At 38.6% G+C, this 23,405-nt stretch carries 25 protein-coding genes; 14 read left to right on the forward strand and 11 right to left on the reverse strand.

Going from position 1 to position 23,405, the window contains the following annotated elements:
- Positions 1 to 14: 14 nt before the first annotated feature.
- The 3 genes from H1D32_RS21955 to H1D32_RS21965 all read left to right on the forward strand — a co-directional run bounded on the left by H1D32_RS21955 (position 15) and on the right by H1D32_RS21965 (position 1,085).
- A complete protein-coding gene (locus H1D32_RS21955) occupies positions 15 to 266 on the forward strand; it encodes a YwdI family protein (protein ID WP_261180334.1) in 252 nt (83 codons plus the stop codon).
- 65 nt (positions 267 to 331) lie between these two features.
- Positions 332 to 637, forward strand: a complete 306-nt coding sequence (locus tag H1D32_RS21960) for a hypothetical protein (protein WP_261180335.1) — start codon at positions 332 to 334, stop codon at positions 635 to 637.
- A gap of 76 nt (positions 638 to 713) precedes the next feature.
- Positions 714 to 1,085 (forward strand): DUF423 domain-containing protein, encoded by a 372-nt coding sequence (locus H1D32_RS21965; protein ID WP_261180629.1) that lies wholly within the window; start codon positions 714 to 716, stop codon positions 1,083 to 1,085.
- A 377-nt stretch (positions 1,086 to 1,462) separates the two neighbouring features.
- On the opposite strand, the gene gerQ is transcribed toward H1D32_RS21965, so the two are convergent.
- From gerQ to H1D32_RS21995, 7 genes are all read right to left on the reverse strand, one after another.
- Positions 1,463 to 1,936: a spore coat protein GerQ gene (gene gerQ / locus H1D32_RS21970; protein ID WP_261180336.1), complete on the reverse strand. Its 474-nt coding sequence runs from the start codon at positions 1,934 to 1,936 to the stop codon at positions 1,463 to 1,465.
- 132 nt (positions 1,937 to 2,068) lie between these two features.
- Positions 2,069 to 2,500 carry a cell wall hydrolase gene (locus H1D32_RS21975; RefSeq protein WP_261180337.1) on the reverse strand — a complete coding sequence of 144 codons (432 nt, stop codon included), beginning with the start codon at positions 2,498 to 2,500 and terminating at the stop codon, positions 2,069 to 2,071.
- 219 nt (positions 2,501 to 2,719) lie between these two features.
- Positions 2,720 to 3,463, reverse strand: coding sequence for a hydrogen peroxide-dependent heme synthase (hemQ, locus tag H1D32_RS21980; RefSeq protein WP_261180338.1), 744 nt, complete (start codon positions 3,461 to 3,463; stop codon positions 2,720 to 2,722).
- 204 nt (positions 3,464 to 3,667) lie between these two features.
- Complete coding sequence (locus H1D32_RS21985; protein ID WP_261180339.1) at positions 3,668 to 4,414, reverse strand: enoyl-CoA hydratase/isomerase family protein; 747 nt, start codon at positions 4,412 to 4,414, stop codon at positions 3,668 to 3,670.
- A 15-nt stretch (positions 4,415 to 4,429) separates the two neighbouring features.
- Positions 4,430 to 5,503: an FAD-dependent oxidoreductase gene (locus H1D32_RS25165; protein WP_314733491.1), complete on the reverse strand. Its 1,074-nt coding sequence runs from the start codon at positions 5,501 to 5,503 to the stop codon at positions 4,430 to 4,432.
- Positions 5,443 to 6,357, reverse strand: coding sequence for an oxidoreductase (locus H1D32_RS25170; protein ID WP_314733482.1), 915 nt, complete (start codon positions 6,355 to 6,357; stop codon positions 5,443 to 5,445). Before H1D32_RS25170 ends, H1D32_RS25165 begins: the two co-directional genes overlap by 61 nt.
- A gap of 88 nt (positions 6,358 to 6,445) precedes the next feature.
- Positions 6,446 to 7,039 carry a TetR/AcrR family transcriptional regulator gene (locus H1D32_RS21995; RefSeq protein WP_261180340.1) on the reverse strand — a complete coding sequence of 198 codons (594 nt, stop codon included), beginning with the start codon at positions 7,037 to 7,039 and terminating at the stop codon, positions 6,446 to 6,448.
- A gap of 195 nt (positions 7,040 to 7,234) precedes the next feature.
- On the opposite strand from H1D32_RS21995, the gene pta reads away from it, so the two are divergent.
- Positions 7,235 to 8,212: a phosphate acetyltransferase gene (gene pta / locus H1D32_RS22000; RefSeq protein ID WP_261180341.1), complete on the forward strand. Its 978-nt coding sequence runs from the start codon at positions 7,235 to 7,237 to the stop codon at positions 8,210 to 8,212.
- Positions 8,213 to 8,865: 653 nt separating this feature from the next.
- Here pta and lipL read toward each other — a convergent pair.
- Positions 8,866 to 9,690, reverse strand: a complete 825-nt coding sequence (gene lipL / locus H1D32_RS22005) for an octanoyl-[GcvH]:protein N-octanoyltransferase (RefSeq protein WP_261180342.1) — start codon at positions 9,688 to 9,690, stop codon at positions 8,866 to 8,868.
- A 329-nt stretch (positions 9,691 to 10,019) separates the two neighbouring features.
- Between lipL and H1D32_RS22010 the strand changes: the two genes are divergently transcribed.
- From H1D32_RS22010 to H1D32_RS22020, 3 genes are all read left to right on the forward strand, one after another.
- Positions 10,020 to 10,241 (forward strand): YuzB family protein, encoded by a 222-nt coding sequence (locus H1D32_RS22010; RefSeq protein ID WP_261180343.1) that lies wholly within the window; start codon positions 10,020 to 10,022, stop codon positions 10,239 to 10,241.
- A 163-nt stretch (positions 10,242 to 10,404) separates the two neighbouring features.
- Positions 10,405 to 11,700 (forward strand): HD domain-containing protein, encoded by a 1,296-nt coding sequence (locus H1D32_RS22015; protein ID WP_261180344.1) that lies wholly within the window; start codon positions 10,405 to 10,407, stop codon positions 11,698 to 11,700.
- A gap of 12 nt (positions 11,701 to 11,712) precedes the next feature.
- Entirely contained in the window at positions 11,713 to 12,216 is a 504-nt protein-coding gene (locus H1D32_RS22020) for a YwgA family protein (protein ID WP_261180345.1), read from the forward strand.
- Positions 12,217 to 12,301: 85 nt separating this feature from the next.
- Here the strand turns inward: H1D32_RS22020 and H1D32_RS22025 are convergent, their stop codons facing one another.
- Positions 12,302 to 12,487, reverse strand: a complete 186-nt coding sequence (locus tag H1D32_RS22025; RefSeq protein ID WP_261180346.1) for a 2-hydroxymuconate tautomerase — start codon at positions 12,485 to 12,487, stop codon at positions 12,302 to 12,304.
- A gap of 206 nt (positions 12,488 to 12,693) precedes the next feature.
- Between H1D32_RS22025 and H1D32_RS22030 the strand changes: the two genes are divergently transcribed.
- A complete protein-coding gene (locus tag H1D32_RS22030; RefSeq protein ID WP_261180347.1) occupies positions 12,694 to 13,215 on the forward strand; it encodes a YwhD family protein in 522 nt (173 codons plus the stop codon).
- Positions 13,216 to 13,346: 131 nt separating this feature from the next.
- Here H1D32_RS22030 and H1D32_RS22035 read toward each other — a convergent pair whose 3' ends face one another.
- Positions 13,347 to 15,425, reverse strand: a complete 2,079-nt coding sequence (locus tag H1D32_RS22035; RefSeq protein ID WP_261180348.1) for a transglycosylase domain-containing protein — start codon at positions 15,423 to 15,425, stop codon at positions 13,347 to 13,349.
- Between the two features lie 382 nt (positions 15,426 to 15,807).
- Here H1D32_RS22035 and speE point away from each other — a divergent pair, with 382 nt between their 5' ends.
- From speE to H1D32_RS22065, 6 genes are all read left to right on the forward strand, one after another.
- Complete coding sequence (gene speE, locus H1D32_RS22040; protein WP_261180349.1) at positions 15,808 to 16,635, forward strand: spermidine synthase; 828 nt, start codon at positions 15,808 to 15,810, stop codon at positions 16,633 to 16,635.
- A 12-nt stretch (positions 16,636 to 16,647) separates the two neighbouring features.
- Positions 16,648 to 17,520, forward strand: coding sequence for an agmatinase (gene speB, locus H1D32_RS22045; protein WP_261180350.1), 873 nt, complete (start codon positions 16,648 to 16,650; stop codon positions 17,518 to 17,520).
- A 211-nt stretch (positions 17,521 to 17,731) separates the two neighbouring features.
- A complete protein-coding gene (locus tag H1D32_RS22050; RefSeq protein ID WP_261180351.1) occupies positions 17,732 to 18,169 on the forward strand; it encodes a YwiB family protein in 438 nt (145 codons plus the stop codon).
- A gap of 2 nt (positions 18,170 to 18,171) precedes the next feature.
- Complete coding sequence (gene argS, locus H1D32_RS22055) at positions 18,172 to 19,842, forward strand: arginine--tRNA ligase (protein ID WP_261180352.1); 1,671 nt, start codon at positions 18,172 to 18,174, stop codon at positions 19,840 to 19,842.
- 112 nt (positions 19,843 to 19,954) lie between these two features.
- The gene (locus H1D32_RS22060) at positions 19,955 to 20,125 is read left to right on the forward strand and encodes a XapX domain-containing protein (RefSeq protein ID WP_261180353.1); all 171 of its coding nucleotides are present in this window, start codon (positions 19,955 to 19,957) and stop codon (positions 20,123 to 20,125) included.
- A 63-nt stretch (positions 20,126 to 20,188) separates the two neighbouring features.
- Positions 20,189 to 20,968 (forward strand): alpha/beta fold hydrolase, encoded by a 780-nt coding sequence (locus H1D32_RS22065; protein ID WP_261180354.1) that lies wholly within the window; start codon positions 20,189 to 20,191, stop codon positions 20,966 to 20,968.
- Positions 20,969 to 21,111: 143 nt separating this feature from the next.
- On the opposite strand, the gene H1D32_RS22070 is transcribed toward H1D32_RS22065, so the two are convergent.
- Positions 21,112 to 23,025: a heavy metal translocating P-type ATPase gene (locus H1D32_RS22070; RefSeq protein WP_261180355.1), complete on the reverse strand. Its 1,914-nt coding sequence runs from the start codon at positions 23,023 to 23,025 to the stop codon at positions 21,112 to 21,114.
- Positions 23,026 to 23,405 lie beyond the last annotated feature (380 nt).

Genomic DNA, 23,405 nt, shown 5'->3' on the forward strand with positions numbered 1-23,405 from the left:
TAGTGAGGGATACGATGAATATTGGAACTGAAGTGATTATCAATAAGCTAGAAGAGAAAGTTACATCGGTAAAAAAAGCGATACATACACAGGACAACGAACGACTTACTGAGGATTTAATTAGTATTAAGGCTTACTGTGACCTGCTTTTAGAAGCAAGAAAAGACGTAAGACCAGCTGTTGTTATGGAAACGAAAATAACTAGCAGTGAGACAAAGGTAGTACTGAAAGAAAAACCTGATAGTGAAAGCTTATTTGATTTTTAGCACTCATAATAAACGAAAGTTAAGACCAAATTAAAGGGAGAGGTAAATTTTAAGGAGGCTTAGCTATGAATTATAACTATAGTAATATTGGAGTTCCAGTATTTTTTACGACGAGGGACAATAATAATCAGGATACAACGAAATTATTTGAGGATCGCTATGAAGTCTTTGTCGAGGGAAAATATGTCGGCGAGAAAACATTGTATGCACAGAATGAAGATTTTCATGATGTTGGTGACTTTTTAGAACGACAGGGCTTTCAAAACGTCGAGGTTGAATTAAACGGAGATCACATTATTGTTCATGCAGATAATGGTGAGGAAGCTTCACGAATGAGACAAGCCTTGGAAGTTTACTTAAAGAACCGCTAATCCAATTTTTGAAGATTTGCTGTGACTATGCTATTCTGTGTGAAAAGATAAGATTGAGCAAAGGAGCATAGTTATGATGAAACTATTTTTAATAATTGGTAGTATAAATATGGTTTTAGCTGTAGGTTTAGGTGCCTTTGGAGCACATGGCTTGCAAGGGAAACTAACGACGCGAATGCTGGAGATCTACCAAACAGGTGTACAATACCACATGATTCATGCCATTGGCATCTTAATTATTGCGATTGTCGCTGATCGCCTTGGTAGCCCAGGAATGATTACATGGGCCGGTTGGTCAATGTTCATTGGCATACTCTTCTTTTCTGGGAGCTTGTACATATTGAGTATTTCCGGCGTAAAAATCCTTGGAGCAATTACACCAATTGGTGGTGTTTTCTTCATGGTCGGTTGGGTGCTGCTCGCTTTAGCTGCTTTTAAAGGGTTATAAAAAAATGCTTGGATGGAATTAAGTTTCCGCCAAGCGTTTTTTTGTTTTACGACTTGGCGTTGTTTTTAGAACAGGAAGCGAGATTTCTAGGTAGGAGTTAGGAAGATCGGCTGGAATAACCCTGATTGGAACGCAAAACGGTACGAAACCAGGTCAAAATTGTTCCAAGAACTCTGATTGGAAGATGAAAAGTATTTCCGAATCTGAGTCACCTTCGGAAAGGATTACTCCTAGAAGAAGAAAAGCATTCCAAATCCGAAAGGCGTCTCGCCAACTACTGAATCAACAAAAATAGCATACCAATCGACAAAAGATTTGGTATGCTATAAAACTATTAATATAGGTTTTTACTACCTAATGAATTTAAAAATGGTCTCTTATCGTGGAGAATAGGTACCCATTGGCGGCACTGCAGCACCATATGGATAATCATACTCAATTGGTTCGTCAAAGACTACATAATCTAAATTTAGCATAAGTAATAAAAAGTACTGTCCAGCTTGTGGATCGCTAATGACAATATGGTCACGACCAGCTTCTTCAACAATTCCTCTAAAGATTTTTGCATTCCATTCTACATTATTTTCATATGTCATATAGAAAGTAGCTACTTTACCCCGATTTAGTCGTAAAATATTTTCAATGTATGATTGCTCAAGAGGCAGCATTCCAGTGACTGGAGGCTGAGGAGTTGGCATTGGATATTGTTGTGCAAATCCTGGTGGGACTGGCATCGGTGCCCCCGGTAAAAATTGTTGCTGCTGAGGTGGGATTTGGTAAGGTAAGGCAGGTGCTTCTTGTGTTGGTGTTAAGGGTTGTTGCATCCAAGGTTGCTGCTGAAACGGATACATGATATCACTCCTTTATAAATGATAGGGCAATTTTCGCGTAATCTTTTTTTTAATGTCTAACTTCCAATTAGGTAGGAGTAACTTTGTTATGAAAGCAACAAAGTTACGAAAAGAGCGGTTGATAAAAAACCACTAATATGTTGAATAAACCGACGGACATTCACTTGCTAACGGTGTATAGAAACAGTGAAGCTTATATCTCCCTGAGTTCCATTGACCCCACCATTGGGCTGGACATCCTGCCGCTGGTCGGAAAAACCATAAAGCAAATTCAGCTGGATGGTGTCTTTCACCTTTGATCACCTTTCTTGCAAGTCGAATTTCCTTTTCTCTTGCGCCTTGATAAAAATAACCTTTTTGAACAGCTTCAAATCCACCTGGTGATTGAAAAGCCATTCTTTCAATCGAATTTATATCGCGAAAATCTAAACAGTCAACTCGAGTTCGATTAACCATGACATTTCCCGCCATAAGCATCCCTAGCTCTCCTTCACCTTCTGCCTCTGCTCGCATTAATCGAGCTAGCACTTTCACATCATTTTCTGTAGCTTTTATGACTGCCATTTTACTCACCTCCTATATTTATGTAAGCTACAAAGTTGACTGATCAGGAGCAAGATTATTACAGAATACTTGGCAAATAAAAAAACTACAGCTAATCTACGATTATTGGTAAACTTCTTTCACTATCTTATTCCTATGATTGGGAGTTCTGAATTATGAATTAAAAAGAATGTAGCTTACATATAAAAAAGCCAGATCATAATGATCTGACTCTGAAGATTATATGTGTAAATAACTAGGAATTGACTCTTTTACTAAAAGATTTCCGACGAAGAATGATCCGAACTCTCCGTAACGAGCACTTACTTCATCAAAACGCATTTCATATACAAGTTTTTTAAATTGGAGAACATCATCTGAGAATAATGTTACGCCCCATTCCCAATCGTCGAATCCTACAGAACCTGTAATGATTTGTTTTACCTTACCAGCATATCCTCTACCAATCATGCCGTGGCTACGCATTAATGTTTTGCGCTCTTCCATTGGAAGCATGTACCAGTTGTCGTTGCCTTCGCGACGCTTGTTCATTGGGTAGAAGCAAATATATTTTGATTTAGGTAGTGTTGGTTTTAAACGCGCTTGAATTTCAGGATCAGTGTTAGGGTCTACACTTGCAGGAAGGTAGTTACTTAACTCGACAACTGAAACATAAGAGTATGTAGGGATTGTGTACTCTGCAAAACGAGTTTTGTTAAACGCATTTTCAATTTCATTTAGCTCTTCCATTGTTGGACGTAACAACATGATGGAAAGATCCGCTTTTTGACCAACAATGCTATAAAGAGCATGGCTTCCAGCTTTGCGAAGTTCAGTAGTTTCCCACTTTTCTAATAATCCTAAAAGTTCATTTGTGATTGATTGACGCTCTTCTGTTGAAAGGTACTTCCACTTTTCCCAATTCATTGCTCTGAAATCGTGTAAACAATACCAGCCTTCTAATGTTATTGCTGCTTCACTCATTCATATCCACTCCTCAAAATGTATCTTAATGAAAAACTATACTTATTCTCTTGTTATAACTACTATTTCTATGTTCATTATACTATTTACAATCTAAAAAACCAAATAAACAGTTTAGCGAATATAAAGATGTCAACGCTTTGTAACATATCTAAACTCATAAAAAAGCGAATGCCATAGTTAGCATTCACTTTTTATTCTACATTATTTACCTTTCATGACAAAACTTTGGATGGCTCGCATATGTTCAGGAGTTTTTCCAGCTTGACGTTGTGTCTGAACCTCCATCTCTAATACTTCAGTAAGTGATTTATCAAAAGAGTTACGCATATTTTTTTTCATTAAGCCAAAGGTGGTGCTAGGAACTTGGGTAAGTTTAGTAGCAAATTCGCTAGGGTTACCAATCTGATTGATCAGGCCGCAGCTAAGTGCCTCTTCAGCGGTAATTGGTTCGCCTAAACAAAGCTCTACTGCTTTTTGAAGGCCAACAATTCTCGGTAGATAGTAGGAAGCACCAGCATCAGGAACAAGGGCAATTTTTAAAAAGCTAACGCCTAAAATCGCACTTGGCTCTGCGTATCGAAAATCACAAGCGAGTGCGATGCTTAAGCCGGCGCCGACTGCTGTACCATTTAAATAAGCAATAATCGGTTTATCGATTGCCTCAATGATTTCAATTAATTTGTTATACGTTTTAGCAAGGTAATCACCGTGATCAAACGAAGCAAAGTCGTGAACAGGAATGCTTTTTAAATCGGCTCCACTAGAAAACGCGCCTTCTTTTCCTTGAAGAATGATGACTTTAACGGTTGGATCATTGTCTGCTTCTGTAAAAGCTTGCTGTAAATCCTCATGCATCTCTAAATTAATGGCATTTTTTACTTCAGGACGATTTAGTGTTATTGTAGCAATTCCATTATGAGCTTCAAGTAGGACAGTTCCGTTTTTCATAAATTCCACTCCTCATTAAATTTCTCTTGCAACGATCGTACCTTCGTAAATCGCTTTTTTCGCATCAAGCTCACTAGCGTCTTTGGCACCACCAATAATGTGAACAGGCTTTTTGCTTTCCGTAAGCTTGTTGTATAAGCTGTTGTTTGGCAGTTGCCCACTTGCATAAACGATTAAGTCAGCAGGGATGGACCTTAGAGCACCTTCACGTAAAAATGTAATCTCGCCTTGATCAATCGCTTTGTACTCACTGATCCCACCAATCATGCGGATATTCTTCATGTTAAGTTCCATTAACGTTGCCCAGCGGGTTGTTTTGCCAATGCCTCTTGCAAAAGCCTTACTACGCTGAAGCATTGTAATCTCTTTGGCACCTTTTTGTTTTAGTAAAATCGCTAAGTCACAAGCTACTCCACCACCACCAATAATGACGATGTTTTCTTTTACGGGAACTCGATCTTCAAAAATATCTTTATATGAAACTACGTATTCGTTATTTACACCCAAAATATCTGGTTTTCGTGGTTCAATCCCGGTCGCAATGATAATTTCATCTGCTTGGGCTACCAATGGATCATCAGCGGTAATGCGATGTTTCAGACGAACCTGGACGTTGAGCTTACTCAGTTGTGTTTTATAATAACGAATGGTTTCGTTAAATTCGCTTTTGCCTGGGACGATCCTTGAAAAATTTAGTTGTCCACCAATCGCGTCGTTTTGATCTGCAAGAACGACTTGGTGACCGCGAAGTGCTAAGACTCGTGCAGCTTCAATTCCGCCGGGTCCAGCGCCGATGACTAACACTCGTTTTTTTACAGTGGCTGGAATAAGCTCTAGCTCTAACTCTCTACCTGCTTCAGGATTAACCAAGCAAGAGGCTGGTTTTAACTCAAATACATGGTCCAAACAAGCCTGATTGCAGGCGATACATGTATTAATATCTTCTACTCTATTTTCATAGGCCTTTGTTAAAATCGCAGGATCTGCTAAAAATGGTCGGGCCATTGAAATAAGGTCAGCGTCGCCATTTAAGAGGATTTGTTCTGCATCAACAGGATTATTGATGCGATTACTAGCAATGACAGGAATTGAAACCTGTTTTTGATACTCGCTGCTACAGGCACAAAACGGTTGCGCGGCACCTTCATGGAAATTGTCGGCACCTTAGATTCATGCCAACCAATGCCGATATTTAACAGGTCGACACTTGCTTTTTCTAACTCTTTGGCTAGGGTTAGCGTTTCTGCTTCTGTTGTACTATTTTCAATAAGGTCAAGACCAGACATCCGAAAAATGATCGGATAAGCTGACCCGACCTCTCCCCGGACAGCCTTAACAATCTCCAGTGGAAACCGCATACGATTTTCAAAGGAGCCACCCCACTCGTCTTCGCGCTCGTTTGTAACAGGCGAGATAAACTGATTAATCAAATAGCCTTCTGACCCCATAATTTCGACTGCATCAAAGCCTGCTTCTTTGGCACGCTTGGCAGCGCTTGCAAAAGCAGCGATTGTTTCCTGAACTTGTTCAGCTGTTAAAGCATGGGGTTTATCTGGGTTAATTGGTGATTGAATCGCTGACGGAGCAACGACGTTACAACCTGTTAACGCTTGGTAGGCATAGCGACCAGCATGAAACAGCTGTAAGGCAATCTTTCCACCAACCTCATGAACAGCCTTTGTTAGTGGCTTCCAGTATTCAACATCCTCATCGTTGTAGATCGACATAAAGTGAAGCCCACCACTGCCCTCTGGACAGACGGCTGCACCACCAGTGACGATTAAGCCAACTTTGTTTTTCGCTCTTTCTGTGTAAAAAGCGATCAACTTCTCAAGACCGTTTTCTTCACCTTCTAAACCGACATGCATCGATCCCATAATGACTCGTGATGGTAACGTTAAACTGTTAATTTTGATAGGATTAAATAGTAATTGCGATGACATATACTAGCCTCCTAAGTAGTTTTATATTGAACAATCAATATAAATAAAAGTTTCGTTTACAACTTCATTATATAAACGAACTGAATGACTATTCAATATATTTTTTGAAAATTTCAACAAAATCACGATTTATGTTATCACGTTGTAGTTTTTCATTGGTAATCAAATAATAAAAGGCAATGCCCATCGCTTGTGAAAGAATTAAATTTGCGGCTGTTCCTGTTTCAACCTTTTTGATTACACCTTCTTGATAGCCAATTTGTAAAATACTTTCGATGAATTGACCTAAATTTTGAAAAAAGCGCGTAATCATTCGCTTTAGCTCTTCATGATATGGTGCTTGAGCCAGGTAGTTTAATAGGATTAAATAAAAATCAGGGTTCTCTTCAGGCACTTTTGCTACGGTTTCTAAATATGCATTCATTTTCGTCTTATAATCGTTAGCCTCGTCGACATTTTTTTTTACAAGTGCTTCGGTTTGGGCAAAAGCATCTTTTAAAACATCCACAAGAAGATCATCCTTATTTTCAAAATAATGATAGATGACACCAGTACTTAGCTTCGCTGTTTTAGCGATGTCTTTAATCGAAAAATGAGGCAACCCTTTTGTGACGATGCAATGTTTTGCTGCTTCAATAATTTGTTGTCTTCGAATAGGTTCCATACCGATTTTGGGGCTCACTTACTTCACCTCTGTTCAATGATTAATTTTATTCTAGCATAAAACTCATTTCTTTATGGAAAAACTAGGATAGGTTCAGTTGTTTATGTCTGAAAATTTAAACTTTGTATAGTTTCTCAAACTTGGTTTATTTTTCTTGTCAGAAGGAGTATTCTAGATGATATGATGATCTGATGTTATCTTAGGAGGATGAAAATGAGCGGTTTATTTGAACAAATTGAAGCAAAAGTAAAAGGTCAATTTCCTTCAATCGTATTTCCTGAAGGAATAGATGAGAGAGTATTAGAAGCAGCAGTTAAGTTAGGTGAAAATAAAGTTTTACACCCAATTGTTATTGGTAGCCATGAAGCAGTTGGCCAAAAGGCTGCTGAGATCGGTGTTACTCTTGATCATGTAGAAGTGATCGATCCTGCTACATACCCAGAATTTGATGAGCTAGTAGCTGCATTTGTTGAGCGTCGTAAAGGGAAAGTGACAGAAGAAGATGCGCGCACGCAGCTTTTAAATGTTAACTATTTCGGGACAATGCTTGTTTATTTAGGGAAAGCAGCTGGTCTTGTAAGTGGCGCAGCACACTCAACTGGAGATACAGTTCGCCCTGCTCTTCAAATCATTAAAACGAAAGAAGGTATCCGTAAAACTTCTGGAGTATTCGTAATGGTTAAAGGCGAGCAAAAATTAATCTTTGGTGATTGCGCGATCAATATTGCTCCTGATAGCAATGACTTAGCAGAAACAGCGATCGCAGCTGCAGAGACAGCGCGTGTATTCGACATTGATCCAAAAGTGGCAATGTTAAGCTTTTCAACAAAAGGCTCAGCAAAATCACCTGAAACAGAAAGAGTATCTGAAGCAACACGTCTTGCACAAGAAATGGCACCAAACTTAGTCATCGATGGTGAGTTCCAATTCGATGCAGCATTTGTACCTTCTGTAGCAGCGAAGAAAGCTCCAAATTCACCTTTAAAAGGCGAAGCAAATGTTTTCATCTTCCCAAGCTTAGAAGCAGGAAACATTGGCTACAAAATTGCTCAACGCCTAGGCGAATTCGAAGCAATTGGCCCAATTCTTCAAGGCCTAAACAAACCAGTCAATGACCTTTCACGTGGCTGTAACGTAGATGACGTGTACAAGCTAGCATTGATTACTGCTATGCAAGGGTTAAACGGATAAACTAATTATGGAAAAGGACTGACGTCGTGAACTGTATCCCGATTTGGAGATGCTGGGCATGGGTCAGTTTTTTTTATATGGGTTTGGGAGTGGCGGCTGGTGGTTTATAGGAAGTGTAAAGGGTTCTACGCTAATAAATGTAAAAACAAGTCACATAGAAACATTCTATGTACCTAATTTTCCTAGGAAATGTAAATTCGGTCACGTAGAAGGGTTTTATGAGCTGGATTCTCCTAGGAAATGTAAAATTTAGTCTCGTATAAAGGTTTTACGAGCCGAATCCTCCTAGAAAATGTAAAATTTAGTCTCGTAGGAAGGTTTTATGAGCCTTATCCTCCTAGAAAATGTAAAATTTAGTCTCGTAGGAAGGTTTTACGAGCTGAACTCTCCTAGGATATGTAAAATTTAGTCTCGTATAAAGATTTTATGAGCTGTATTCTCCTAGAAAATGTAAAATTTAGTCTCGTATAAAGGTTTTACGAGCCGTGTTCTCCTATAAAATGTAAAATTCAGTCTCGTAGAAGAGTTCTACGTGTCTAACTCTCCTAATAAATGTAAAAATTAGTCGCGTAGAAGAGCACTACCCGCACCCCTTCTCCTGAAAAACATAATGAGGGTCATGCGGAAGCCCCACGTGACCCTCATTCTAAAATTTAAACCCCAAATCCTTCATTTCTTTTCTCCATCCTTGCGAGGTTGGTTTCGTAGAGTGAGAATTCGTCGTCAAGTAATTGAGTTGATTGGATGGTGATAGATGGGTCGTGCATGATCGTCTTTAATAGTCTCAGCATGACATCCTGCACAGTTAAGTCGAGGCCTAGTAATTCATTTAGTGAAGCCATTGTGCTTGGCTCAATCGTCGGATAAACAAATTTTGTTTGGTTGCCGTTTACAGCGAGTCGATAAAACTCTTTGATTAGAGCAGCGCGCTCACTACCGCTTCCGGTTACACATAAATATATTTGTACTGCAACTCCGCCACGGACACGGCGTTGAGAGATACCAGCAAACTTTTTGCCGTCTATACTTAGGTCATAACTTCCAGGACAGTATGATCCAACAATTTCTCGAGCCTCGATTGCATCAGTAACATCACGGAACATACTTTGTACTAGTTCATACATCGCATCATAACCACTATTAATTGAAATTTGTTTATCTTCTTTAAAGATGAGGGATATATTAAGAATACCTTCATCTAAGACAACGGCTAACCCACCTGAATTGCGGACAACGGTTCCATAACCAGCTGAGTGGAGATAGTGAACGCCTTCTGTTATAAAAGGTAGCCTACTATCCTGGATGCCTAAGACGACTGTAGCATGGTGAACCCAAGTTCTGATCACTGGTATTGAACGGCCTTCGCCAACCGAAGTGCAAAGAGTATCATCTGTAGCAAAGGATGTTAGCGGGCTGAAATTTGGTCCAAAGGTTGTTTGATCAATAAAACGCCAGTTAGTTATCGAATTTTTACTCAATTTTTAAAGCTCCTTAGTAAAACTGCTAATTTCCTTTCATAATAGCAAATCTTTCATTTGCATAACAAGTAGAAACAAGTGTAAAATACTCTTTAGGCTTGGCTCTTTTCGTAAACAATGTTGCAAGAAATACCTTGTAGAATTAGTAAGAAAAGAGCAATGCTTACTAAATAAGTAGTGATATATAAGTGTTTATGTGTAAAAATCCGGCTTTTGGGATTTTTACGAAAGCAACAAACTTTAGGAAAACAGCAATAGCTTTAACAATATTACACTCAACATGTCAACCATTCATATAGATTTTGAGTAAAGTGAAAGGGTTTTGATATATGAATAATGAAATTAAGATTTGCGATGTTTGTCAGGCAACAAACGTTAAGACGCTTGTCCCACGCCTAAATCAACTAGATGCAAAAGCAGAACTTCATATTGGCTGCCAATCGTATTGTGGTCCTGGTCGGAAAAAAGCATTTGCTTTTGTTAATAATCGTCCGGTAACAGCACCTGATGAGGACCAGCTTATTGAAAAAATTAAGAAAAAACTTAAGTAAGCAGGTCGCTTTCCATTCAGAAAGCGACTTCTTCTTTTTTCGATGAAAACTTTGAATACCAACTCTAAACATTACACTCTCCACTATAAACTAATGTAGCATGTATCGTAGTAGATAAATTATAATAAACTCATAAAAGGTTTGGTCGAAAGGGGTGCTGTGTGTGACAGATATTTTAGGCAAACTTGAGGAAGAAAAGGTCTTTAAAGATCCTGTTCATCGATATATTCATGTCCGAGACCAATTGATTTGGGAGCTAGTAGGGACAAGGGAGTTTCAACGCTTAAGAAGAATCCGTCAGTTAGGAACTACATATGTGACGTTTCACGGTGCTGAACATACACGTTTCAACCATTCATTAGGAGTTTATGAAATTATGAGGCGGATCATTGATAATTTTGATGGGCGTGAGCACTGGGATGAGGGCGAACGACTTGTTTGTTTGTCAGCTGCTCTTCTTCATGATATTGGTCATGGACCGTTTTCACACTCCTTTGAAAAAGTGTTTCAAACAGACCACGAAGAATGGACGAGGCGGATTATTTTAGGGAATACAGAAATTAATAAAATTCTTCGTAAGGTTAGTGCTGATTTTCCTAATAAGGTTTCCAATGTGATCGCGAAGACCTATTCTAATAAACTTGTAGTTAGTCTTATTTCTAGTCAGATTGATGCTGATAGGATGGACTATTTGCAGCGGGATGCGTATTATACAGGCGTTAGCTATGGTCACTTTGACATGGAACGGATCCTTCGAGTGATGCGTCCGACTGAGGAGCAAGCAGTTTTTAAACAAAGTGGAATGCATGCTGTCGAAGATTATATTATGAGTCGTTATCAAATGTATTGGCAGGTGTATTTTCATCCGGTTACGCGTAGTGCGGAAGTTATTTTAAGTAAAATATTGCACCGGGCGAAGCTTTTATACCAACAAAACTATCAATTTAAACAAGCACCAACTCACTTTTTTTCACTATTTAATGAAAAACTGTGCTTAGAGGACTATTTAAAGCTAGATGAGGCGATAATCATGTATTATTTCCAAATTTGGCAAGAAGAAGAAGATCGAATTTTAAGTGACTTATGTGTTAGATTTAATGATAGAAAATTGTTTAAGTACGTCGAATTTAATCCGAGTAAACAGTGGAATGAATGGCCAAAACTGATTGAGCTCTTCAAAAAAGCTGAGATTGAACCGGACTATTATTTGGTGATTGACTCATCGTCAGATTTGCCTTACGATTTTTATCGGCCAGGGGAAGAAGGCGAACGTATTCCGATATACCTAGTAACTCCTAACGGTGACTTACGAGAACTTTCAAGGGAATCTGATGTTGTTGAAGCAATTTCCGGGAAAAAACGGACAGATCATAAATTATATTTTCCATTAGATCTCTTAAATGACGAGACACAGCATGGAGAGGTTAAAAGACAAATAAAAGAGATACTTTTTAAATAGGGGGAGAAAAGGTTGTTAAATGATCATGTGAAAATTATGGCGTTGATTCGTGAAGCAGGCGAAGTCATTGGACGTAAAAAGCTGCAAAAAATCATTTATATCGCCAAAAAAATAAATTTCCCATTTCAAGAGCGTTATAACTTCCACTTTTATGGACCATATTCAGAGGAATTAACGCTTCGCATTGAAGAAATGTGCAACCTAGGCTTTGTTCACGAAACGAAAGAGCAAAAAGGTGGGTATTACCAATATCGCTACACCTTGTCCGAAGAAGGGGCAAAGTTTTTATCGATTTCTAGTTTGGACCTACCAAAGTTAAAGGATTTTACGTTAGATATCAATGAGAAGAGCTCGCGCTTTTTAGAGCTCGTCTCTACTCTGCTCTATTTTGATGGTTTATCAAAAGAGGAAATGGTCGAAAAGGTTCATACAGTCAAAGCCAAACTAAACTTTACAGAAGACGAAATGGCAGATGCCTTTGACTATATCGCAAAATTGAAAGAAATCACCCAGTAAGGTGGACAAGCACTATAAATGTAGAAATGGCTTTGAAGCAATGCTTCAAAGTCATTTTTACATTTAAGTTTTTGGATTCTAGATCCTATTGATCGCTCTTTAATACGCCACCGACTGCTAAGTGGTTTTTAGGTAATTCTTCGATCATGACAAAGATATTTTCTTTTGGCGCATTCGCAGTTTCACTTACAGCTGCTGTTACTTTTTCAACTAACGCACGTTTTTGTTCATCGGTTCTTCCTTCTAGTAATTTCACGGTTACAAATGGCATGTTAATTAAACTCCCCTTCTCATTCGTCTTCCCGACAACAATATTTACGAAAAGACGTTAAATAATCTAAATTTAGAAACACTATATATTATCATTCGACAAAGAGAAATTAATTCCTTCTGAGCTACTAGAAGCTTGTAACGTGCAAACGTGACTTTCCGTATGGTAGACTAGAAAAAATAATATCAAATAAGGTGGGATTTTTGATGGACCTTTTAAATAATAATAACAATAAAAAAGGTAGTGGCTTTAACATTTTAGGTAAAGAGTCGACTACTCATGGTGGCTATGGTGCAGGAACTCTAAATTTAGATAATATGACTCCTGTAATCGTTGATGTTACAGCAGGTGAGGCTTACGTTGAAATGGGTGCGATGCATGCAAGAAGCGATGTTGAAAAGGGAATAAAATTTTTAAAAGAAAAGGAAGAAGTGCCAAACGGCAAGCCATATTGGTTAGTTTGGATTACTGTTGATCAGAATGCTCAAGGCTCTTACTATGCGGGTGTGACTGCTTGTGAAATGACTGTTGACCGTGAAATTCGTCGTGGCTACAAAAGCTTACCAGAACACGTAAATAAAATGGATAAATCCTTAAAAAGACAAATTATCGTTGATCACATGGATAATCCTTCAAAAGAAGTACTTGGAAACTTCCTTAAAGGCTTTAACGAAAAAATGTATGCAAACTCCGAACAAAAACTTCGTGACGATTTAGGCGTACTATAAATGTGAACAAAATGTGAAGAACTTGTTTTTTGTTTACACTATAAGTAAACTAGAATAAGTATAAATACTTTTTATACTAGGACACAAAAAGGTGCTAACCCCTACTCAAGGTTGGCACCTTTTTCATTTATTTAGTTACTCTTAAACCACTTAATTAAGCGATCCATGAGTTTTTCCTTTTTTGCCTCTTCAATTTCAGCAATTTCCTCTTTGGCTTTTTCTACACTTTCTGGGTTACTCAAGTGTTCTTGGCAATATTCTATCGGCTCAGTTCCTTTGACAAAATAGCTTACATGCTGCACAGGACATGCATCGGTTGCAAGGCGACCAGTATCAGGATTAATGGCCATGGCAACGACGTTTGCAGGCTTTGGAAAAGGAAGCTTTAATTTATCAGTTAAAGCATCTTCAAGGAAATTAGCCCAAATTCGCTTAGCATATTGTGTTTCAGGGCTTACAAGTTCTCGCCCTACATCGTGACCAGTCCATACACCTGTTAGCAGTTGTGGCGTATAGCCAATCATCCAGCTATCTGATAAGGTAGTTCCACTTTTTCCGGCAACTGGTCGGTTAACAAGGTGCATGACGCTTCTTCCAGTTACGCTATTGCCAAGGTCTAAATTAAACATACCGGTCATCAAGTCTGTCATTACATAAGCTAACTCTGGGTTAAGTACCTGCTCTAGAACCGGTTCTTGTTCTATTAAAACTTTTCCGTTGCGGTCAACAACTTTTGTAATGAAACGAGGCTCCACCTTTTTTCCGCCATTTGCAAAGGCGCTGTAGCTATTCGTCATTTCTAAAACACGGACATTCTCTGAGCCAAGTGCTAATGAAGGATACTCACGTAACGTACTTGTTATCCCTAGTCTATGTGCTGTTTCGATTAATTGATCAAACCCTAGAAAAAAATGTGTTTTCACTGCGTAAATATTATCAGATAAAGCAATAGCCTTCGCAAGTGTCATAAAATCATTTGCATATTTATGACCAAAGTTGGCTGGTTCATATGTTTCCCGACCATCATCAAAAATAAAGGTTGTTTCCTCACTAGTTAATGGAGTAGCTGGTGTGAAGCCATTCTCTAAGGCAGCATAATATAAAAGTGGTTTGATTGTTGAACCAGGAGCTCTCGGCGCCATAGTTGCACGATTATATTGACTTTCTTGGTAATTTCTCCCACCTACCATTGCCTTGACGTCCCCGTTGCGAGGATCGATGGCAACAAGAGCAGCTTGTAACTCAGTATCCTTAAGCTCTTTTTCGACCCACTTCTCGGCTTTTTCTTGCATAATTGGATCAAGAGTCGTATATATTTGTAAGCCTCCAGCCTCAATTAGTTGCGGGTCTAATCCATACCGATCGGTTAGGATTTGGTAGACAACATCTTGAAAGTATGGAGCAATCGACGCTGAATTCGAGGTTGTTTCATGTTCTAGAATTAACGGCGTTCGATAAAAGTCTTCAGCTTCCTGTGGAGTGAGATAACCTTCAGCAGCCATTGCATTTAGAACCTGCTGTTGTCTCCCTCTTGACCGTTCATAGTTCCGAAGAGGTGAATAGTACAGCGGCCCTTTTGGAATCCCAACAAGCATCGCTGCTTCTGCAATATTTAAATCGCTAGCACTTTTTCGGAAATAATAATTCGCTGCAGCTTCAATGCCGTAGGCACCGTGACCGTAATAGATAGTATTTAAATAGCCCTCTAAGATTTCCTCTTTTGTATAGTTCATTTCAAGTCGGAGTGCATAAATCGCTTCATCGCGCTTCCGTTTCCATGTTTTATCATGACTCAAAAATAAGTTCCGCGCATATTGCTGAGTAATGGTACTAGCACCTTGAGCCTTTGTTCCGCTTTGGACATTCTTTAATACAGCTGCACCAATCCTGACAGGGTCGAAGCCAAAGTGGCTAAAAAACTTTCGATCTTCAATGGCAATCGTCGCTTCGATAATTGCTGGACTCATCTCATCTAAAGATATCCAGTGCCGATTTTGCCCAACAACACGCTGTCCAATAACAGAATCGTCATTCCCATAAAAGACTGTCGTTTCTTGGACTTGTAAAGGTGGTGGTCCCTGCATTTTTGCATATGTTAAGAGGCCAACTAGGCTACCCATAATTAGGATTGCGGTAACTAACGCTAACCTAATAAGCCTTCTAGTTAGACCGATTCTTCTATGATATTTTTTTCTAGTGATGACTTCCATCGTATCCACCCTTTACTGTTTAGTGTAGAGTGTAAAGTGTAGAGTTTATAGTTTCTCTAGCTTTGCTACGAAGCCAGACAAACAAAACAACTTTTACACTCTACACTCTACACTCTAAACTCTTAACTACCATCCATTCTTGGATTTAGTTGGCTTTTTTATACTTAAAAAACATGATAAAGAAATTGAAGGAATATTTTCCTTGATTTTTAAAGAAAGTCATATATACTTTCTTTGTAGTACAAATGGACAATCTATAGTGCAACGAACTAACTCGGGACTAATTAGCCGGGTTTTTTATAGTGCAATTATTGAAAAAAGCTTTATTGCTCCTTTTTTAGGGAATGATAAAGAAAGAAAATTATTAAAGAGGTGAATGAAAATGGGAATTTGGTTTACAGAAAAGCAAACAGAGCATTTTGGAATTACAGCAGCAATTAAACGTACATTACATACAGAGCAAACAGAATTTCAAAAGTTAGATATGGTAGAAACTGCTGAGTTTGGCAACATGTTAATTTTAGATGGAATGGTCATGACTACAGAAAAAGATGAGTTTGTTTATCATGAAATGGTAGCTCACGTACCTTTATTTACACATCCGAATCCGAAACATGTCCTAGTAGTAGGCGGCGGTGATGGCGGAGTTATTCGTGAAGTATTGAAGCATCCATCTGTTGAAAAAGCGACATTAGTAGAGATTGACGGAAAAGTCATCGAGTATTCGAAAAAATACTTACCTAGCATTGCTGGAACTTTAGAAGATCCTCGCGTCGATGTTCAAGTAGATGATGGCTTTATGCATATTGCCAAAAGTGAATGTGTTTATGATGTAATTATGGTTGATTCTACAGAGCCAGTTGGACCTGCAGTAAACCTGTTTACGAAAGGTTTTTATGAAGGAATTGCAAAAGCCCTAAAAGAAGACGGTGTGTTCGTTGCGCAAACCGATAATCCGTGGTTCCATAGTCATTTGATAACGAATGTACAAAGAGATGTGAAGGAAGTCTTCCCGATTACAAGACTTTACACAGCAAATATCCCAACCTACCCAAGTGGACTTTGGACTTTTACGATTGGCTCGAAAAAATATGATCCGCTTGAGGTTGAAGAAGAGCGTTTCCATGATATTGAGACAAAATATTATACAAAAGAGCTTCATAAAGCAGCATTTGCCTTACCGAAGTTCGTTCAAGATCTAATTAAATAGGAGGCATTTAACATGCGTTTTGATGAAGCATATTCAGGTAACGTTTTTATTGCAACAAATAGTACTTATGAAGAAAGTAAGGCCGTTCTTTACGGAATGCCAATGGATTTTACGGTGAGTTTTCGCCCGGGGTCTCGTTTTGGCCCAGCTAGAATACGTGAGGTTTCTCTTGGATTAGAAGAATATAGCCCATATTTGGACCGCCATTTGGAAGAGGTAAACTTCTTTGATGCTGGAGATATTCCACTTCCGTTTGGAAATGCCCAAAGAAGCATTGATATGATCGAAGAATTTGTCGACAAGCTTTTGGCTGACAATAAGTTCCCGTTAGGTCTTGGTGGAGAGCACCTAGTGTCATGGCCAATTTTCAAGTCGTTAAAGAAAAAATACAATGACTTTGTCATTATTCATATTGATGCACATGCTGATTTACGTGAACACTATGAAGGAGAACCATTAAGCCACTCCACTCCAATTCGTAAAGCATGTGAATTAATTGGACCACAAAATGTTTATTCATTCGGAATCCGTTCAGGAATGCGTGAAGAGTTCCAGTACGCAAAAGAATCAGGCATGTACATGGCCAAATTTGATGTTGTTGAACCATTAAAACAAGTCCTACCAACGTTAGCTGGTAGAAATGTTTATGTAACCATTGATATTGATGTACTAGACCCATCAGCAGCTCCTGGAACAGGAACAGCTGAAGCAGGAGGAATTACATCAAAAGAGCTTTTACAAGCAATTCACTTAATTGCCGATACGAATATCAATGTCATTGGTGCTGATATAGTAGAAGTAGCACCAGTTTATGACCATTCAGAACAAACACAAATTGCTGCTAGTAAATTTGTTCGTGAAATATTATTAGGTTGGGTGAAGTAAACATAGTTTAGAGTTTAGAGTTTAGAGAGTAAAGTTGTGAAAGCGGTGCTTCGTAGCTTATAATCTAACTTTAAACTCTTTTTTCTTTACTGTATAATGGGGAAGTGAATTTTCGATGGTGTCTTTTCATAGGTGTCTGACACCATGCGTGGACATTTTTGATTAAAAGTCCACGCCCAGTAAACATATTGGTCTAAAAGGATGAATTATATTGGCTAATCAAGAAGGGACTTTAGTTTCTGTTGCAATGAAAACACAGATTACAGATGGTGATCTTAGGCAAGTCAACGATCTTGCTACCGAGGGACGGCTGTTTCGAAAAGCTAGTGGTCTCTACCTTCAATTTAAAGAGGACAATCAAGACGTAGGCCCAGTAAATCAAATTGTAAAAATTGATGAAAATAGTGCAGTGACTGTGATCCGTCAGGGCGCTGTCTCTATGAAGCAACTTTTTTTGCAAGGAGAAATGACTGAAGGTGTTTATCGAAGTTCATTTGGGACAATGCTGATGAACACGACGACTAATAAGATCCGTACAAACATTGATGAAGAAACCGGAGTAGGTTCGGTACAGCTTATCTATCAATTACATATGCAATCTCAATTTGCAGGAGATTATGAAGTAACGATTGACTTTAGGAGGAAATAGGAATGAATACTGTTGAGCAAGTAAAAGAAAATTTAAAGCAGGAAATTCGTGCATCAATACAAAAAGCTGGACTAGCTACAATCGAACAAATTCCTGATATTGTTTTGGAAATCCCAAAAGACAAAACACATGGTGATTATGCGACGAATGCTGCAATGCAGCTAGCGCGAGTCGCTAAAAAAGCGCCACGTCAAATTGCTGAGGAGCTAGTGGCTAATTTTGATAAAGGTAATGCTTCAATTTCAAAAATTGAAATCGCTGGACCTGGATTTATTAATTTTTATATGGACAATAGCTATTTAACAGACTTAATTCCAGCAATTTTAAAAGCCGGTACTGATTATGGACAAACAAATGTAGGGAACGGAAAGAAGGTGCAAGTCGAGTTCGTTTCTGCTAATCCAACAGGTAGCCTGCACCTTGGACATGCTCGTGGTGCGGCTGTTGGCGATTCACTTTGTAACGTTTTAGCGAAAGCAGGCTTCGATGTTTCTAGAGAATACTATATTAATGATGCAGGAAACCAAATTAACAACCTAGCGTTATCCGTTGAAGCAAGATATATGCAAGCATTAGACCTACCAGCTGAAATGCCAGAAGGCGGATATCATGGGGAAGATATTGTTGGCTTCGGTAAAGATTTAGCAGACGAATTTGGCGATCGCTTCGTTAATGACTCTGAAGAAGAGCGCTTAGCATTTTTCCGTGATTATGGTCTAAAGAAAGAGCTCGAAAAACTAAAGAACGATTTAAAAGAGTTCCGTGTTGAGTTTGATCATTGGTTTTCAGAAACATCGCTTTACACAAATGGTAAAGTCGTTGAAACCCTCGATCTTCTTAAAGAAAAAGGCGAAACTTATGAAAAAGATGGTGCTACATGGTTCCAATCTACAGTTTATGGAGATGACAAAGACCGTGTATTAATTAAAAATGATGGCTCGTACACTTATCTAACGCCGGATATTGCTTATCACCGCGATAAATTAGAACGTGGCTTTGAGAAACTGATTAACATTTGGGGTGCTGACCATCATGGGTATATTCCACGAATGAAGGCAGCTATCCAAGCGTTAGGATATAACAAAGATCAGTTAGATGTTGAGATCATCCAAATGGTATCTCTGTACCAAAACGGTGAAAAAGTGAAAATGAGCAAGCGTACAGGAAATGCAATTACGCTTCGTGACCTAATGGAAGAGGTAGGCATTGATGCGACTCGTTATTTCTTTGCGATGCGTAGTGCTGACACTCAGTTAGACTTTGATATGGATCTAGCCGTTTCGAAGTCAAATGAAAATCCAGTATTTTATGCGCAATACGCTCATGCCAGAGTATGCAGTATGCTACGACAAGGTGAACAAATGGGTGTACCGATTAGTCTAGACGCTGACTTCTCACTAGTTCAAAGCGAAAAAGAATTTGACCTATTGAAAAAATTAGGTGAGTTTCCAGAAGCAGTAGCAGATGCAGCCAACAAACTAACGCCACATCGAATTACGAATTACGTATATGAGCTAGCAGCAGCACTTCACTCTTTTTACAATGCAGAAAAAGTTCTTGATCAAGATGATCAAGAAAAGAGTAAGGCTCGTTTAGCGTTAATGAAAGCTGTTCAACAAACCATTCAAAATGCACTAGCTTTAATTGGAGTATCCGCTCCAGAAAAAATGTAAAATGCGATTGTCGAGGGAAATATTTTTCCCTCTTCTTTTTACTATGGTTGTCTGACATCAGACGTGTTACAATAAGTAAGAATTTTTAACTCAATAAAAGGAAGTGAACTTCATGAATGAAATTTTTATGGCATTACTAGCAGGTTCAATTGTAGGCTTTATTTTTGCATTACTTCGCTTACCAATCCCAGCTCCACCTGTATTATCAGGTATCATGGGTATTATCGGTATTTTCCTTGGCTACAAGGCATTTGCATTACTTTTACCACTAATCACAAAGTAGAATACTATTTCGGATCTAGGTAAACAATATCACTATCAATATACGTTGGTGGTGTACATACTAATGCCTTTTGCAACTCATCAAGATACAACTGAAATTTACTATGAAACCTATGGTGAAGGGACGGCGATTTTATTTATCCATCCCCCAGCCATGGGTCATGTTACGTTTAAAAGACAACGTCCTTTGGCCGATCATTTTCAAATCATTACAGTCGATTTGCGTGGGAATGGTAGAAGTGGAAATAAAGCTGAAAAAATAACCATGTCTCTCATTGTTGAAGACTTATTAGCTGTCGTAGATGAAATAGGTGTCAGCAAGGTTGTTGTATGTGGTTATTCAAATGGTGGTTCGATTGCTCAGGAATTTGCTTTATCATTTCCTGACCGAGTAAGTGGTGTGATTCTTTGTGGTGGTTTTTCCGAAGTGAATAGCTTCTTGCTGCGAAATGAATTTCGCTTAGGCATTTATGCAGCCCAATTTAAGCTTATAAAACTGATGTCCTTTGCTTTAGCAACGGCTCATACCCGTTCCAAGCTTTTTGAGCTTGAGCTTGAGGATTACGTAAAGAAAACCGACCCAGAAGTGTTGCGTCATATGTACAATGAAGGATTGCATTATAAATCAACCGATCGCCTTCATCAGCTAAATGTGCCACTCCTACTTGTCTACGGTGCTAACGACCATTACGTTCACCATTACCAAGACATCTTTTTAGAAAAAGTAAAAACAAACGTCGACATCGTCTACATCTCAGACGTTAAACACCAAATTCCAACAAAGAAAAGCCTTGAATTGAATAAGGTGATTTATAATTTTATTAAGAAAAAGATTGAAGTTTAGAGTGTTGAGTGTTGAGTTATGAGTTATGAGTTATGAGTTATTGGAAGAAAGGCTTCGAAGCGGTACTATCAGCAACTCAAAACTCAACACTCCTAACTCAAAACTAAAAAAGCAACTCAAAACTCAACACTCCTAACTCAAAACTATCCTCTCAATAGCCTCAACCCATTCAATATCACCAAAATTGTGCTGCCTTCGTGGCCGATGACTCCTAGAGGTAGTGATACTTGTTGAAGGAAGTTACCGATAATTAAAAGGACAATGATTGAGAGTGAGAAGATAATATTTTGTTTAATAATACGATTCATTCGTTTTGATAGTTCAATAGCTTTAGCAATTTTTGATAGATCATTTTTTACGAGTACGATATCGGCAGTTTCGATCGCCACATCAGTTCCTGTTCCCATCGCAATTCCGACGGTAGAAACAGCTAAGGCTGGGGCATCGTTTATCCCATCTCCAACCATGGCTACCGAACCATATCGCCTTTTTAACTCTTTTACTTCCTCGACCTTTGTTTCAGGTAAACAGTTTGCGATATACTCATCAATGTTTGTTTCTTTGGCAATTGATTGAGCAGTTTTCTCATGATCACCAGTTATCATAATTGAGTAAATCCCTGCTTCATGAAAACGACGGATCGCCTCGATTGCGACATCACGAACAGTGTCCTGAAGGGCAATCATTCCGTAAATCCCTTCTTCGTCTGCGACATATACTAATGTCTTTCCTGAGATTGATAGTTTTTCAGTTTCTTCCTTAAAAAATTGGTCAGCCGCATCGTCACCGATAAAGCTTCGTTTCCCAACTTTATATTTTTTTTCATTTAAAGTAGCGGTAATCCCCCACCCAGTTATATCTTCTACATCATCTGGTTGAGCTAGCACGGATATATCTTCATTTTTAGCATAGTTCACAATGGCTTCAGCTAATGGATGAGTTGAATGGCTTTCGATCGACGCTACCGTATATAAAAATTCCTTAACAGCTGCCCCATCTCTAACAATCACATTTGTTACTTCAGGTTTCCCTTTCGTTAACGTTCCTGTTTTATCTAAAGCAATCGCTTTGATTGAACTTAATGCTTCTAAATGAACGCCACCTTTAAACAAAATGCCATTTCTAGCGCCATTTGAAATGGCAGACAACGTTGCAGGCATAATTGAAGCGACAAGGGCACATGGTGAAGCAACAACGAGCATGACCATCGCTCGATAAAACGTTTCTGTCCAGCTCCAACCTAGTAAGTAATGTGGTAAAAACATCATTAGCGCTACAACAATTAATACTCCTTTGACATAAGTTCCTTCGAATTTTTCTATAAAAAGTTGAGAAGGAGATTTTTCGTCTTTTGCTGTTTGAACTAACTCAATGATCTTCTGAAAAAGGGTTTCATCATTTGTTTTTGTTACCGTAACTGTAATTGCACCGTTCATATTTACTGTACCCGAAAAAACATGATCGTCGATTTTTTTGACAACAGGCATGGACTCCCCAGTGATCGCAGCTTCATCAATGGTCGTTTGCCCTTTGCTAATTTTTCCATCTGTTGGAATTCGCTCACCTGGCTTCACTAATACTTGGTCACCGACTTGTAAAGCTGTAACAGCAATAACTTTTTCAGTACCACCAACAAGGACCGTAGCTTCTTCAGGTTGTAACTCCATTAAAGCAGAAATTTCACGATGGCTCTTATTTAACGTGTAAGTTTCTAAAGCCCCACTTAACGAAAAAATAAAGATTAGGATGGCGCCCTCAGCCCAATAACCGATAATGGCCGCACCAATTGCTGCCAAAATCATCAGTAGCTCGACGTTTAAAGAACGCTCAACAACTAAATCAGTAAAACCCTCCTTGGCTTTAAAGAAACCACCAATCACATATGATAGTAAAAAAGCAGCAACCGCAAACGTTTGAAACTCTAAGTTTTGTAAGACAATCGCTACGCCTAAAAAGAGCCCTCCAAATATAGCGAAAATTAATTCCTGATGTTCTTGAAATAACGACTTTTCAGTCGCTACAGGCTCTGCCTTCGTTAAACCAATACTCTCTCCCATATTTGTCATCTCCTTTTTATTTTTCGCTCTTTTATAAAGGTTGTTTTCGCAAAGGTTGTTGCTTTCGTAAAAATCCCAAAAGCCGGATTTTTACACAAAAAAACTAAGATTTCACAACTTATTTAGTAAGTAGTGCTCTTTTCTTACTCAATTTATTGAGTGATATCTTCATCTAAGGCATTTTTCCAATTATTTTACGTTAAAAAGCCACAATGTTTACGAAAAGAGCCTTTCTAAAAGATAGCTTTTAGGTCGTAACCAAGCGAATGCTTGGTTCTTCACACGTTGTTTATTATCAAAAGACGACCTAGAAGCAACAAACTTTGCGAAAACAGCCTTTTTTTTTCATCCAATTGAGAAGAACAATCAAAGTCATTACC

Source organism: Anaerobacillus sp. CMMVII (assembly GCF_025377685.1).
Lineage (GTDB): Bacteria > Bacillota > Bacilli > Bacillales > Anaerobacillaceae > Anaerobacillus.

Coding starts and splice junctions, on each gene's coding strand:
- H1D32_RS21955 (WP_261180334.1), top strand. CDS start 15: ATGAATATTGGAACTGAAGTGATTATCAATAAGCTAGAAGAGAAAGTT.
- H1D32_RS21960 (WP_261180335.1), top strand. CDS start 332: ATGAATTATAACTATAGTAATATTGGAGTTCCAGTATTTTTTACGACG.
- H1D32_RS21965 (WP_261180629.1), top strand. CDS start 714: ATGAAACTATTTTTAATAATTGGTAGTATAAATATGGTTTTAGCTGTA.
- gerQ (WP_261180336.1), bottom strand. CDS start 1,936: ATGTATCCGTTTCAGCAGCAACCTTGGATGCAACAACCCTTAACACCA.
- H1D32_RS21975 (WP_261180337.1), bottom strand. CDS start 2,500: ATGGCAGTCATAAAAGCTACAGAAAATGATGTGAAAGTGCTAGCTCGA.
- hemQ (WP_261180338.1), bottom strand. CDS start 3,463: ATGAGTGAAGCAGCAATAACATTAGAAGGCTGGTATTGTTTACACGAT.
- H1D32_RS21985 (WP_261180339.1), bottom strand. CDS start 4,414: ATGAAAAACGGAACTGTCCTACTTGAAGCTCATAATGGAATTGCTACA.
- H1D32_RS25170 (WP_314733482.1), bottom strand. CDS start 6,357: ATGTCATCGCAATTACTATTTAATCCTATCAAAATTAACAGTTTAACG.
- pta (WP_261180341.1), top strand. CDS start 7,235: ATGAGCGGTTTATTTGAACAAATTGAAGCAAAAGTAAAAGGTCAATTT.
- H1D32_RS22010 (WP_261180343.1), top strand. CDS start 10,020: ATGAATAATGAAATTAAGATTTGCGATGTTTGTCAGGCAACAAACGTT.
- H1D32_RS22025 (WP_261180346.1), bottom strand. CDS start 12,487: ATGCCATTTGTAACCGTGAAATTACTAGAAGGAAGAACCGATGAACAA.
- H1D32_RS22030 (WP_261180347.1), top strand. CDS start 12,694: ATGGACCTTTTAAATAATAATAACAATAAAAAAGGTAGTGGCTTTAAC.
- H1D32_RS22035 (WP_261180348.1), bottom strand. CDS start 15,425: ATGGAAGTCATCACTAGAAAAAAATATCATAGAAGAATCGGTCTAACT.
- speE (WP_261180349.1), top strand. CDS start 15,808: ATGGGAATTTGGTTTACAGAAAAGCAAACAGAGCATTTTGGAATTACA.
- speB (WP_261180350.1), top strand. CDS start 16,648: ATGCGTTTTGATGAAGCATATTCAGGTAACGTTTTTATTGCAACAAAT.
- argS (WP_261180352.1), top strand. CDS start 18,172: ATGAATACTGTTGAGCAAGTAAAAGAAAATTTAAAGCAGGAAATTCGT.
- H1D32_RS22060 (WP_261180353.1), top strand. CDS start 19,955: ATGAATGAAATTTTTATGGCATTACTAGCAGGTTCAATTGTAGGCTTT.
- H1D32_RS22065 (WP_261180354.1), top strand. CDS start 20,189: ATGCCTTTTGCAACTCATCAAGATACAACTGAAATTTACTATGAAACC.
- H1D32_RS22070 (WP_261180355.1), bottom strand. CDS start 23,025: ATGGGAGAGAGTATTGGTTTAACGAAGGCAGAGCCTGTAGCGACTGAA.